The organism is Nocardiopsis baichengensis YIM 90130 (assembly GCF_000341205.1).
GTDB lineage: Bacteria > Actinomycetota > Actinomycetes > Streptosporangiales > Streptosporangiaceae > Nocardiopsis_A > Nocardiopsis_A halophila.
On record NZ_ANAS01000022.1, the window covers coordinates 103,357 to 116,133 of the forward strand.

Annotated in this window: 10 protein-coding genes; 8 read left to right on the forward strand and 2 right to left on the reverse strand. The window is 73.9% G+C overall.

Annotation, left to right across the window (positions count from 1 at the left end):
• The first annotated feature begins 343 nt into the window (after window positions 1-343).
• The gene (locus tag C892_RS0118585) at window positions 344-1,498 is read left to right on the forward strand and encodes an acyltransferase family protein (protein ID WP_017558397.1); all 1,155 of its coding nucleotides are present in this window, start codon (window positions 344-346) and stop codon (window positions 1,496-1,498) included.
• A 136-nt stretch (window positions 1,499-1,634) separates the two neighbouring features.
• On the opposite strand, the gene C892_RS0118590 is transcribed toward C892_RS0118585, so the two are convergent.
• On the reverse strand, window positions 1,635-2,651 hold the full coding sequence (locus C892_RS0118590) for a CDP-alcohol phosphatidyltransferase family protein (RefSeq protein WP_017558398.1): 1,017 nt from the start codon (window positions 2,649-2,651) through the stop codon (window positions 1,635-1,637).
• Between the two features lie 240 nt (window positions 2,652-2,891).
• Between C892_RS0118590 and C892_RS0118595 the strand changes: the two genes are divergently transcribed.
• Entirely contained in the window at window positions 2,892-4,331 is a 1,440-nt protein-coding gene (locus tag C892_RS0118595; RefSeq protein ID WP_017558399.1) for a GuaB1 family IMP dehydrogenase-related protein, read from the forward strand.
• A gap of 82 nt (window positions 4,332-4,413) precedes the next feature.
• On the opposite strand, the gene C892_RS0118600 is transcribed toward C892_RS0118595, so the two are convergent.
• Window positions 4,414-4,902 carry a nitroreductase family deazaflavin-dependent oxidoreductase gene (locus tag C892_RS0118600; protein WP_017558400.1) on the reverse strand — a complete coding sequence of 163 codons (489 nt, stop codon included), beginning with the start codon at window positions 4,900-4,902 and terminating at the stop codon, window positions 4,414-4,416.
• A 226-nt stretch (window positions 4,903-5,128) separates the two neighbouring features.
• Between C892_RS0118600 and C892_RS0118605 the strand changes: the two genes are divergently transcribed.
• The 6 genes from C892_RS0118605 (at window position 5,129) to C892_RS0118630 (ending at window position 12,767) form a co-directional block, all read left to right on the forward strand.
• Complete coding sequence (locus C892_RS0118605; RefSeq protein ID WP_017558401.1) at window positions 5,129-5,929, forward strand: ABC transporter ATP-binding protein; 801 nt, start codon at window positions 5,129-5,131, stop codon at window positions 5,927-5,929.
• Window positions 5,926-8,079 carry a YhgE/Pip domain-containing protein gene (locus C892_RS0118610; protein ID WP_017558402.1) on the forward strand — a complete coding sequence of 718 codons (2,154 nt, stop codon included), beginning with the start codon at window positions 5,926-5,928 and terminating at the stop codon, window positions 8,077-8,079. The genes C892_RS0118605 and C892_RS0118610 overlap by 4 nt, the downstream gene beginning before the upstream one ends.
• A gap of 90 nt (window positions 8,080-8,169) precedes the next feature.
• Window positions 8,170-8,760, forward strand: a complete 591-nt coding sequence (locus C892_RS0118615; RefSeq protein ID WP_017538397.1) for a TetR/AcrR family transcriptional regulator — start codon at window positions 8,170-8,172, stop codon at window positions 8,758-8,760.
• A 135-nt stretch (window positions 8,761-8,895) separates the two neighbouring features.
• Window positions 8,896-9,669 carry an ABC transporter ATP-binding protein gene (locus C892_RS0118620; RefSeq protein ID WP_017558403.1) on the forward strand — a complete coding sequence of 258 codons (774 nt, stop codon included), beginning with the start codon at window positions 8,896-8,898 and terminating at the stop codon, window positions 9,667-9,669.
• A complete protein-coding gene (locus tag C892_RS0118625; RefSeq protein WP_017558404.1) occupies window positions 9,666-11,999 on the forward strand; it encodes a YhgE/Pip family protein in 2,334 nt (777 codons plus the stop codon). Before C892_RS0118620 ends, C892_RS0118625 begins: the two co-directional genes overlap by 4 nt.
• Before the next feature lie 369 nt (window positions 12,000-12,368).
• Window positions 12,369-12,767, forward strand: coding sequence for a DUF3592 domain-containing protein (locus tag C892_RS0118630; protein ID WP_017538400.1), 399 nt, complete (start codon window positions 12,369-12,371; stop codon window positions 12,765-12,767).
• The last annotated feature ends 10 nt before the right edge of the window (window positions 12,768-12,777 follow it).

Here is a 12,777-nt window from a genome sequence, read left to right on the forward strand (position 1 = left end):
CGCCCGGCCCCTGCTCACCTGTGCGCCCGATGGGAAATTTGAGAGACCGCTCAGGAACGGGTGCGGACGGACCCGGCGGATGTTATCGTCACGTTATCCGGACGCGCGCCCGCCCCGTCCCCGCGGGACTCTTGCGGAAAGCCGCGAGCTGGAATTACTCTCCCCTGCGTTCGGCCGACCACCCTCGGGCACCGCCCTTCGCCCTGTGTACGGGTAGGGTGCCCGCCTGGAATTCTCTCAGGATTCCCAGCTTCGCCGCCCCCGGGCGGCGCCGTGCCGCGCCGCGTCCGCGGCCGGCCGTTGCGACGACGTCCCTGCCCCGAGAAGGTGACCCGGAGACCCCGTGGCCTCGACGACCCGCCTGCCCGACGAACCCCCCGCCCCGGACCGCGCCCCGGACCGCGCCCCCGGCGCGGAGGCCGCCGCGCCCGCGCGCCCGCCGAGGGCCGGGCGCGACGCCCTGCTCGACAACGCCAAGTTCCTGCTGATCGTGCTGGTCGTGGCCGGGCACGCGATCGAGCCGACGACCGAGTCGCGCATCGCCGAGGCGGTCTACTTCTGGGTCTACCTCTTCCACATGCCCGCGTTCGTGCTGATCAGCGGGTACCTGTCGAAGTCCCAGGACGGCTCGGGGCGGCGCATCGACAAGCTGCTGACCACGATCGCCGCGCCCTACCTGATCTTCTGGGGCGTCTACGCGCTGCAGTCGCTGTCGGTGGACCGCAACCTGCCCGACGGCCCACTGGAGCCGCTCTGGCTGACCTGGTTCCTGGCGGCGCTGTTCGTGTGGCGCCTGACGGTGCCGCTGTGGAAGCGGATCCGCTTCCCCCTGGCGGTGGCGGTGGCGGTCTCGCTGGCCGGGGGGCTGGTCGCCACCGGCGACGTCCTGGGGATGTCGCGCATCGTCAGCCTGCTGCCGTTCTTCGTGGCCGGGCTGCTGATGGAGCAGCGCCACCTGGACCTGCTCAAGTCGGGCTGGGTGCGCGCCTGGTCGGTGGGGGTCCTGGTGGTCACCGCCGCCATGTCCTACCTGTACCTGGAGCAGCTCAGCCGCGAGTGGATCTACTGGCGGGAGAGCCTGGCCGACCGGGACATGGACATCCTCCCGGTGGGCATCCCGGGCCGGATCCTGTTCATGCTGCTGGCGTTCTCGCTGACGGTGGCGGTGCTCTCGCTGACCCCGCGCGCCAAGACGTGGTTCACCCGCTACGGCGCCCTGACCATGTACGCCTTCCTGCTGCACGGCCTGGTCATCCGGATCGCCGAGCAGTTCGGCTGGTACGAGTGGGCCCTGGGGACCCTGGGCGACATCGGCGCGTTCGCGGTCACCGGCGTCCTGGGCGTGGGCCTGACCTTCCTGCTGATGTCGGCGTGGGTGCGGGCCGGGACGCACTGGCTGGTCGAGCCGAAGCTGGACGGGATCCTGCGGCGCGACCGCGACCTCCGGCCCGCCCCGTCCCTCCGGCTCCCCGACCTCCGGCTCCCCGGCCGGCGCTGAGGCCGCGACGGAGGCGGCGCGAACCGGGGGAGGGAATCGTCGAGGAAGGGCGTCGACGAGGGGCGGGGCCGTACGGCCCCGCCCCTCTTCTTCCCCGCGTTCCTCTCCGCGCCGTACGGGCGGTGTGCGCAGCGGCTCAGCCCCGGTTCCCTCCGTGGTCCCGGCGCAGCCGCTCCAGCTCCCTGCCGAAGTCACGGGTGGCCAGCAACAGCTTGGCGACGATGGCCAGCTCGAAGGCCAGCAGCGCCGCGCAGGCGAGCACGGTGACCGCGACGATGAGCGTGGTGCCCGGCCACACCGCCGAGAGCACCGCGGTCAGCGGCGCGACCACGCACACGAACATCTCGAACTCGATGCCGCTGAACAGGTGCGGCCGCACCCGGCTGCGCAGCAGCCACCGCCGCAGCCGCTCGTACCAGCCCATCCGCTCGCTGAACCCGGCGTGCACGTCGACCACCCGGGCGCCCTCGGCCTTGGCCCGGGCGTAGACCTGCTCGCGGTCGAGCGAGGGGTCCTCGCGCAGCGCCTCCTCCATGAACACCACGCGCTCGCCGCTCTCCTCGCCCTCGGCCTCGGGGACCCGGCCGGCGGTGGTCTCGGTGCTCTCCGGGTCGGCCACGCCGGCGTCCACGTCCCGCCCCGCGGCGGCCTCGCGCAGCTTGTCCCGCATGGCCTGGCGGGTCTTGGCGACCTGGGCGCCGTTGAGGTAGCGCAGCAGGTCCACGAAGACCGCCACCGGCGCCAGCAGAAGGTAGACCGCCTCCCCGGTGGCCGCCCACTGGCCGACGAGCAGCGCCATCATGCAGCCGAAGAAGCGGATCCGGTCGAAGACGAAGTCGACCCAGGCGCCGAAGACCGACCCGTTGCCCTTGAGCCGGGCGATCTTGCCGTCCATGCAGTCGAGCACGAAGCTCAGGTGGAACAGCACCGCGCCCAGGACCAGCCACGGCCAGGTGCCCAGGGCGAACGCCACCGCCGACCCCAGCCCCAGCACCCCCGCGCCGAAGGTGATCTGGTTGGGGGTGATGTTCGTCCGGTTGGCGGTCCACACCACCAGGCGGGAGGCGAGCGGATCCACCAGGAAGACGGTCCACCATGCGTCGCGGCTCTTATAGGTCCGCTCGCGGACGTCGGCGAGGGTAAAGGTCGTCATCTCTTCTCCTGCGGGCCTCCCCCGGCGCCGCGTGTCGGCTCCGGCGGGCGGTGCGTCCGCGGGGAGGATCGCCTCCAGGAGGGCGCCTGCGGGAGGGGAGGATGGTCGGGACCGGAAGATCATCCCAGACGGGATGTCGGGTATTCCAATCGGCGCGGTCATAATTGACAAGTAAGAACGGGCTTCGGCCGGGCACTGACCCGACCGGCCGGCCCGGACGGCATCGACCGAGGTAGTGGCGTGCGCTTTCTGAACGACCAGGTCCCCCAGCATGACCTGACCTACAGCGACGTGTTCATGGTCCCCCGGCGGTCCGCGGTGGGCTCGCGCCTGGGCGTGGACCTGTCGACCGGCGACGGGACGGGGACGACGATCCCCATCGTAGTCGCGAACATGACCGCGGTGGCCGGGCGGCGGATGGCCGAGACGGTGGCCCGGCGCGGCGGCATCACCGTCATCCCGCAGGACATCCCCATCGACGTGGTGACCGACGTGATCACCTGGACCAAGCGCCGCAACCTGGTCCACGACACCCCGCTCACCCTGGGGCCGACCGACACCATCGGCGACGCGCTCAACCTGCTGCCCAAGCGGGCGCACAACGCCGTCATCGTCATCGACGGCGAGCGCCGCCCGCTGGGCGTGGTGACCGACGCCGACTGCGTGGGCCAGGACCGCTTCACCCAGCTGCGCGAGGTGATGTCGGGCGACGTGCTCACCGTCGCCGAGGGCACCGAGCCCAAGGAGGCCTTCCAGACGCTGCACGACTTCCGGCACCGGCTGGCGCCGGTGGTCGATGCCGACGGGGCGCTGGTGGGCGTGCTCACCCGCACCGGCGCGCTGCGGGCGACCCTGTACTCCCCGGCCGTGGACCACGACGGCGACCTGCGCATCGCGGCCGCGGTGGGCATCAACGGCGACGTGGCCGGGCGCGCCGCGGAGCTGCTGGAGGCCGGGGTGGACACCCTGGTCATCGACACCGCCCACGGCCACCAGGAGAAGATGCTGAGCGCGCTGCGCAAGGTGCGCGGGCTGGACCCGCGGGTGCCGCTGGTGGCCGGCAACGTGGTGACCGCCGAGGGCACCCGCGACCTGGTCGAGGCCGGCGCCGACATCGTCAAGGTCGGCGTGGGGCCGGGCGCCATGTGCACCACCCGGATGATGACCGCCGTGGGCCGGCCGCAGTTCTCCGCGGTGCTGGAGTGCGCACAGGCCGCCCGCGAGCTCGGGGCCCACGTGTGGGCCGACGGCGGCGTGCGCCACCCGCGCGACGTGGCGCTGGCGCTGGCCGCGGGCGCCTCCAACGTGATGATCGGCTCCTGGTTCGCCGGCACCTTCGAGTCGCCCGGCGACGTGCTGCGCGACGCCCAGGGCCGGATGTACAAGGAGAGCTTCGGCATGGCCTCGGCGCGGGCGGTGCGGCTGCGCACCGCCGAGGACTCGGCCTTCGAGCGGGCGCGCAAGGCGCTGTTCGAGGAGGGCATCTCCTCGGGCCGGATGTACCTGGACCCCGAGCGCCCCAGCGTGGAGGACCTGATCGACGAGATCGTCGCCGGGGTGCGCAGCTCGATGACCTACGCCGGCGCGTCGAACCTCCAGGAGTTCACCGAGCGCGCCACCATCGGCCTGCAGAGCACCGCCGGGTTCACCGAGGGCAAGCCGGTGCCGACCAGCTGGTAGCGGCCGTCCGGCGGGGGCCTCCCCCGTCGCGGGCCCCGGCGGGAGAACGCTCCCGCCGGGGCCCGCCGCATGTCCGGGGCCCTCAGGCCCGGCCGGGCTCCTCCAGCAGCACGACGGGGATCTCGCGCTCGGTCCACGACTGGTAGTCGGCGTACCGGGGATAGAGCGCGACGAGCCGGGGCCACAGCCGCTCCCGCTCCTCGGGCCCGGCGGTGCGGGCCCGCCGCAGGCTCAGGTCGGCGCCGGTCTGCAGCACCGCGCGCGGCTCCTGGAGGATGTTGCGGTACCACATCGGGTGGCGGTCCATGCCGCCCTGGGAGGCCACGACCGCCACCGAGCCGTCCTCCAGGCCCAGGTAGAGCAGCGGCGCGGTGCGCAGCCGCCCGGTCTTGCGCCCCCGGGTGGTCAGCAGGCAGACCGGGACCCCGTGCGGGCGGTCCCGGTTCGCGGGCAGGCGCCCGCCCAGGCGCCCGTCGGTGGCGCGGTAGAGGACCGCGTTGATCCGGGACACCGCCTTCACGGCGCGCCGGGTCGCGGGCGCGTCCAGCCTCGGGGGCCTGCTCGGGGTCATGGGTCCTCCCATCGGGGTCGCCCGAACGCTACGCCGCCTCCCCCACCTCTGGTCAAGATGTCCCCGATGGCCCGATTCGGCCGCATTTCGGGGAACCGGCGCCGCCCGCCCCGTGACCGATCCCACCGCCGCACAGGGCCGCACACACCCCACTCCTGGCGTACTTTTGTACTGACTGGTCAGTTCAAAAGATGCGGGCGAGCACGAGCGAGCGGAGGACGAGCGCATGCGCACGGCGACGGGGGCGCGGGTCAGGGCCGAGGGCCTGGGACTGCGGACCGGCCAGGGGACCGTCTACGCCGGGGTGGGGCTGGACGCCGCCCCCGGATCGCTGACCGTGCTGCGGGCCGACTCCGGCGGAGGGCGCACCTCCCTGCTGCTCACCCTGGCCGGGCGGATGCGCCCCACCTCCGGCACGCTGGCCGTCGACGGCCACGAGCTGCCGCGCGCCGCCCGCCGGGTGCGCGGCACGGCCGCCCTGGCGCTCTGCGAGGGCGTCAACGACCTGGACGAGCGGCTGCGGGTCGAGGAGCACCTGCGCGAGCGGATGCTCATGCGCCTGCGCCCGGCCCCGCGCTCGATCACCGGCCCCGCCCTGGCCGCCGCCGGGCTGGACGGCCTGGACACCTGGTGCCTGGTGGGCGAGCTGAGCATGGCCGACAAGCGCCGCCTGGGGGTGGCGCTGGCGCTGCTGGACGAGCCCCGCCTGGTCCTGGTGGACAACGCCGACACCGGTCTGGGCCCCGAGCAGCAGCGCGCGTTCTTCAAGCGGCTGCGCACCGTCGCCGACACCGGGCCGACCGTCATCGCCGCCTGCGCCGACGCCGAGGCGGCCCGCGGGATCGCCGAGGTGGTCGAGATCGGCGGACAGGGCCCGCCCCCGGAGGGGCGCCACCACGCCGGCCGCGCGCCCGCCGACTCCCCGGCCGACTCCCCGGCCGACTCCCCCTCCGAGTCCCCCGAGTCCCCGGCCGAGTCCCCCGCACCGACCGCCACCCCGAACCGTTCCGAGAAGGAGAACGCGTGAAGCTCCGGAGGCCCCGGGCCCTTCCCTCGCTCCGCCTGGGCGGCCTGTCCGTCCGGTCGTTCTTCCGGGCGCGGCTGACGACCGCCGCGATCATCGCGCTGACCATCATCCCGCTGCTCTACTCCGGCCTGTACCTGTGGTCGTTCTGGGACCCCTTCGACCGGATGGACAACCTGCCGGTCGCCCTGGTCAACGAGGACCGCCCGGTCGAGGTCGGCGGGGAGGAGCTCAGCGCCGGCGACGAGATCGCCGGCGAGCTGCTGGAGGGCGGCGACCTCGACTGGCGCCTCGTCGAGGCCGACGAGGCCGCCTCCGGCGTCGCGCAGGGCCGCTACTACGTGTCGCTGACCATCCCGGAGGACTTCAGCGAGCGCCTGGCCTCCCCCGACGAGGACGGCTCCGACCCGGTGCCGGCCATGCTGGAGGCCGACTTCAACGACGCCAACGGCTTCACCGTGCGCCAGCTGCTCACCTCGGCGTTCAAGGAGGTGCGGTCGGCCGCGGCGAGCACCGCGGTGGCGGACTACCTGGACAAGATGTTCGTCGGGTTCAACGACGTGCACGAGGCCACCGAGGAGGCGGCCGACGGCGCCGGCAAGGTCGCCGACGGCACCGCCGACGCCAAGGACGGCGCGGACCGGCTGGACGACGGGCTCGACGACGCCAAGGACGGCTCCTCGCAGCTCTCCACGGGCACCGGGGAGCTCAGCTCGGGGATCGGCCAGCTCTACGACGGATCCAAGACCCTGACCGCGGGGCTGGAGGAGGCCTCCGGCGAGGTCTCCAGCGCCGCCGACGAGCTCAACCCCAAGGCCGACAAGGCCGTCCCGGTGCTGCGGGAGAACGAAGAGGAGATCACCACCGTCGCCGAGGAGGCCGAGACGGCCGCCAACGCTCTGTCCGAGGCGCTGGGCAAGCTCCCGGCGGAACCGACCCAGGTGCGCCAGGACGCCGAGGACGCGCGCGCCCTCTCCGAGGAGATCGGCGACCACCTCGAAGCGAACCCGGACATGGAGACCACCGACCCCGCCGCCTACCGCCTGTTCACCAAGGCCCAGGACCGCCTGTCCTCCGGCGCGGACTACGCCGACTTCATCGCCGACAACTGGGACCACATCACCACCGTCAAGAACAAGGCCGACAAGGTCGCCGACATCGCCGGGACCGTCGCCGACACCGTCCCCGGCCTCGCCGACGAGGCCGAGGACGCGCAGGACAAGCTCAACGAGCTGGACGAGGGCCTGGGCGAGCTGGCCGAGGGCAGCCGGACCCTGCGCGACGGCCTCGAGGACGCCTCCGGCGGCGCCGAGGAGCTGGACGAGGGCGCCGGCTCCCTGGACAGCGGCATCGGCGAGCTCAACGACGGGGCCGGGCAGCTGGGCTCGGGCCTGGGCGAGCTCAAGGACGGCTCGAACGAGCTGGCCGGCGGCCTGGAGGAGGGCGTCGACCAGATCCCCACCTTCGGCTCCGACGAGCGCGACGCCCGCGGCGACATGATGAGCGAGCCCGTCCGGCTCTCCTCGGCAGTCGACAACGAGGCCCCGCAGTACGGCACCGGGTTCGCCCCGTTCTTCATCCCGCTGTCGCTGTGGGTGGGCGCCATGATGATCTACATGGTGCTGGCGCCGATGTCCTCGCGCGCGCTGGCATCGGCCGCCCCGTCGTGGCGGATCGCCCTGGCCGGGTGGGTCCCGGCCGCGGCCATCGGCGCCGTCCAGGTCGCCATCAGCCTGACCGTGCTGCACCTTTCGCTGGGCCTGGAGGCCGAGCGCTGGGCGGCCACCACCGGGCTGCTGCTGCTGACCGTGGCCGCCTACACCGCGGTGGTGCAGTGGGCCAACGCCCGCTTCGGCTCGGCCGGGCGCATCCTGGCCCTGGTGCTGCTGATGCTGCAGCTCACCTCCGCCGGGGGCACCTACCCGATCGAGACCAGCGACGGGTTCTTCCAGGCGATCTCGCCGTACCTGCCGATGAGCTGGGTGGTCTCCTCGCTGCGGGTGCTGATCAGCGGCGGGGACACCACCGTGGTGCTGCAGGCCTGCGGGGTGCTGGCCGCCTACACGGTGGTCTTCGGACTGCTGACCTGGCTGGCCGTGGCGCGCAAGCGGATGTGGACGATGAGCGCCCTGCACCCGGCGCTGAAGCTGTGAGCTGGGCCCGGGGGCGCCCGCGCGGCGCCCCCGGGCCGGAAAGGCGGGATAATGGCAGGTGCGACCATCCCCCGTACGCAGGAGCGACCCGTGAGCGCGCGACGCGAGGCCACCCGGCAGCGCCTCTTCCAGGCCACACTGGAGGAGGTCTCCGCGAACGGCCTGGACGCCGTGACCGTGGACCAGATCGCCGAACGCGCCGGCCTGGCCAAGGGCACCGTCTACTACAACTTCGGCGGCAAGGCCGAGCTGTTCACCGCCTTCATGGAGTGGGGCGTGGACCGGTTCGCGGCCATGCTCCGCGAGGGCGCCTCCGGTCCGCCCCGTGCGGCGCTCTCCGGGCTGGTCCGCGCCGAGCTGCAGTTCATCGCCGAGTACGAGGACCTGGCCCGGCTGCTGCTGTCGGAGTCCTGGCGCACCCACCAGGCCTGGGAGGCCACGGCGCTGCGCATCCGCCGCCAGGCCATCGACGTGTTCAGCGGGCTGCTGGACGCGCTGGCGGCCGAAGAGGGGATGCGCCCCGGACTGGACACCGCGGTGGCCGGGTCGGCGCTGTTCGGGATGGCGCTCACCGCCGCCCTGGAGTGGCGCACGCTCGCCCCCGAGCGCCCGCTGGAGGAGGTCCACGCCGTGCTGATGCGGCTGATCGACGACATTCTGGAGGCCGAGGGCCGCCCCTGACGGCGTCCCCCGCCGGCCGCTTCCGCCCGTTGGTTCGGGCTTCGTCCCGGTATCGCCAAGTCCGAGCGTGGCGCGTTGCCCCGCCGCCGCCGGACCCCGCACGCTCGTGACCAGGAGGCGAGCCGAGGGGGGCGGATGCGCCGTGCGACGGGGGCCCGGGTCGAGGCCGAGGAACTGGAGCTGCGCACCGGGGAGGGCCCGGTCTACTCCGGGGTCGCCCTGCGGGCCGCCCCGGGGTCGCTGACCGCCGTCGCCGGGGACGCCGGGAGCGGGCGCACCGCGCTCCTGCTCACCCTGGCCGGGCGGATGCGGCCCTCCGGCGGGCGGCTGGTGGTGGACGGGCACGAGCTGCCCCGGCGCGCCCGCCGGGTGCGCGCCATCGCCGCCCTCGGGCTCTCCGCGGGCGTCAACGACCTGGACGAGCGGCTGCGGGTCGCCGAGCACCTGACCGAGCGGATGCTGCTGCGGTTCCGGCCCGCCCCCCGCTCGGCGGTCGACCCGGCGCTGAAGGAGGCCGGCCTGGACGGGCTGGACACCCGGACGCTGGCCAAGGACCTGACGGCGCTGGAGCGCCGGAGGCTGGGGGTGGCCCTGGCGCTGCTGGAGGAGCCGCGCCTGCTGCTGGTGGACGACGCCGACGAGGGCCTGGGCGAGGAGCACCGGCGCGCGTTCTGGGGGACGCTCCGCGCCCTGGCCGACTCCGGGCTGACCGTCGTCGCCGCCTGCGGCGACGCCGCCGAGGCCGACGGGGACACCGCGGTGGTCCGCCTGGAGCGGGCCGCACGCGGCACGGACCCCGGCTCCGGGTCCCGCGACGGCGACGGCGACGGCGACGGGGGCGAGGGCGAGGGCGGCCGCCGGCGCTCGGTGCGCCTGTCCGAGCTGTTCGGGCGCAAGGAGGCCGGATGAAGGCCCCGAAGATGCGCTTCCTGCCCACCCTGCGCCTGGGATGGCTCTCGGCCCGCTCCTTCCTGCGCCACCCGCTGACCATCGCCGCGCTGTGCGCCCTGACGATCGTGCCGCTGCTGTACACCGGCATGTACCTGTGGGCGTTCTGGGACCCCTTCGGCAAGCTGAGCAACCTGCCGGTGGCGCTGGTCAACGAGGACGAGCCGGCGACCGCGGACGGCGAGACCGTCACCGCCGGGGACGACCTGACCGAGGAGCTGGTCGAGCGCGGCGACCTCGCCTGGCGGGTGACCGACGCCGACGACGCAGCCTCCGGGGTCGCCGACGGGCGCTACTACGCCTCGGTCACCATCCCCGAGGACTTCAGCGCCGACCTGGCCTCCCCCGCCGACACCGGGTCCGACCCCACGCGCGCGCGGCTGGAGGTCCACTACAACGACGCGACCAACTACATCGCCTCGGAACTGCTGTCGATGGGGCTCACCGAGATCGAGAAGGCGGTCGACGCCACCGCGATCTCCCGGTACCTGGACACGATGTTCGTCGGCTTCAACGAGATCCACTCCCGCACCGAGGAGGCCGCCGACGGGGCCGGCGAGCTGGCCGGCGGCGCCTCGGAGGCCAAGGACGGCTCCGGCCGCCTCTACGACGGGCTGACCGACGCCGAGGACGGGGCCGGGGACCTCGCCGACGGCGCCGCCTCCGCGGAGGAGGGGGCGGGCGACCTCGCCGACGGCGCGGCCACCGCCGAGGAGGGCGCCCAGGACCTGGCCCAGGGCGCCTCCACCGCCCACGACGGCGCCTCCGACCTGGAGTCCGGGCTGGGCGAGCTGCACTCGGGGGCGGCGGAGCTGGCCGAGGGCGCCGGCTCGGCCTCGGAGAGGGTCAACGCCAAGGCCGAGGAGGTCGATGCGCTCGCCGACGAGTGGATCCCGCTCGTCAAGGAGCACTCCCCCGAGATCGAGGAGGGCGCGGGGGACGTCGCCGACGCCGCCGACGCGCTCGCGGCCGCCCTGGACGAGTGGCCGGAGATCTGCCACAAGGACACCGCGCGGCTCAACGCCTTCGAGGAGGAGCTGGACGACCCGGCTCTGCACCCCGACATCCCGCCGGAGGTCCGGGAGACCCTCAAGGAGGCGATCGACCTCGCGCTGAAGGCGGACCGGTACGTGGAGGAGCACCGGGACCGCATCGACGCCGTCGCCTCGGACGCGCGCGACGTGCGGGACCTGGCCCGGGAGCTCCAGAATGAGGCCCCGCACCTGGCCGACGACGCCGAGGACGCCCGGAACCAGGTCGACGAGCTCGCCTCCGGGCTGGAGGAGCTGGCCTCCGGGGCACGCGGGCTGCGCGACGGACTGGCCACCGCCGAGGACGGCGCGGGCGACCTGAACGACGGGCTGGGCGACCTGGAGGACGGGGCCAACGACCTCTCCGGCGGCCTGGGCGACCTGCGGGAGGGCGCCGACGATCTGGACGCGGGCCTGGGCGACCTCGCGGGCGGGGCGGGGACGCTGGACGAGGGCGTCACCGAGCTGCGCATCGGCGCCGGCGACCTGGACGACGGGCTGGGCGACCTGGAGGACGGCTCGGACGAGCTGGCCGGGGGCCTCCAGGACGGGGCGGAGCAGATCCCCACCTTCGACGAGGACTCCCGCGAGGCCCGCGACGCGATGATGAGCTCGCCCACCCGGCTGGACTCCACCACCTCCAACCCCGTCGCCGACTACGGGACCGGGTTCGCCCCGTTCTTCCTGGGGCTGTCGCTGTGGGTGGGCGCCATGGTGGTGTACATGGTGCTGCCGACCGCCTCGGGCCGGGCGCTGGCCTCCACCGCCCCCTCCTGGCGGGTGGCGGTGGCCGGGTGGCTGCCCGGACTGGCGCTGGGCGCGGCGCAGGCGGTGGTCATGGTCGGCGCCCTGCACCTGCTGCTGGGGCTGGACGCGGTGGACTGGCCGGGGCTGATCGGCTTCCTGGTGCTGGTCGCCGCCGCCTACACCTCGATCGTGCACTGGGTGGACGTCCAGTTCGGGGCCCCGGGCAAGGTGATCGTGCTGGTGCTGCTGATCGTGCAGATCGTCTCGGCCGGAGGCACCTACCCGCTGCAGACCAGCCCGGGGCTCCTGCAGGCGATCGCCCCGTACATGCCGATGTACTGGGCGGTGACCGCGAGCCGCCACCTGATCAGCGGCGGGGACCCGCAGACGGTGCTGCACGCCTGCCTGGTGCTGGGCGCCTCCACCCTCGGCGGGCTGCTGCTGGGGTGGGCGGCGGTGGCCGGCAAGCGGGTGTGGAGCATGTCCCGGCTGCACCCGGCGCTGGAGATCTGAACGGTGAGGGGCCGGGTCCCACCACGGACTCCGGCCCCGCCGTACGGGCCCGAACGCGCCCGGCCGGGCCCCGTGCCGCCTGACGGCGCGGCCCCGTATTCCCCGCCGCCGGCTGCTCCCGACGCTATCGGCGCCGCCGGCCGGGCCGCATCGCCCCGGGAGCGTATCCCCGTCTACGACGAAAGGCGGTCCCCTGCTCGTCCAGGAGGAGGGCGGAGCGCCCGAGGCGTCATGGGGCACCTGTCATGGGCCCGGACGCGTGGCCCGGCGCGCACGCAGCGTCAGAGTGCGGCAGGGCACCTACCCGCGGCCCACCGGGTGTTCTAGCCTGTGCAGCGGTATCGCCTGACCCTGTGGAGCAGATCCGCCGTGGCCGACTTCTATCCTCTCCTGCCGATCGCCGCCGGCGTCGGGGTGCTCTACGCCTACTTCCGCCACGCCCTGTGGACCGGGCTGCTGCTGCGCAACGGCCTGCGGGCCGAAGGCGAGATCGTCGGATACGCCGAGTCCAACACCACCGCCCGGATGATCGTCCGGTTCACCACGCACCTGGGCGAGGAGGTCCACGCCCAGCACGAGAGCACGGGGTGGACCGCCTCCAAGCACGGCGACGCGGTGACGGTCACCTACCACCCCAACCGCCCCGAGGTCGCGCGCATCGTCGACGCGCCGTGGCTGAGCAACTGGGTGCACATCATGTTCGCCCTGGTCGGCATGGTCCTGGTCGGGGTCGGCTGCTTCCTGGGCTACCTGCACTGGATCGCCTGAGCCCGGCCGC

What these genes read in the sequence shown, in the direction of transcription:
- C892_RS0118590 (WP_017558398.1), bottom strand. Translation starts at nt 2,651, where the DNA reads ATGACGACCTTTACCCTCGCCGACGTCCGCGAGCGGACCTATAAGAGC.
- C892_RS0118600 (WP_017558400.1), bottom strand. Translation starts at nt 4,902, where the DNA reads ATGACCCCGAGCAGGCCCCCGAGGCTGGACGCGCCCGCGACCCGGCGC.
- C892_RS0118605 (WP_017558401.1), top strand. Translation starts at nt 5,129, where the DNA reads ATGCGCACGGCGACGGGGGCGCGGGTCAGGGCCGAGGGCCTGGGACTG.
- C892_RS0118620 (WP_017558403.1), top strand. Translation starts at nt 8,896, where the DNA reads ATGCGCCGTGCGACGGGGGCCCGGGTCGAGGCCGAGGAACTGGAGCTG.
- C892_RS0118625 (WP_017558404.1), top strand. Translation starts at nt 9,666, where the DNA reads ATGAAGGCCCCGAAGATGCGCTTCCTGCCCACCCTGCGCCTGGGATGG.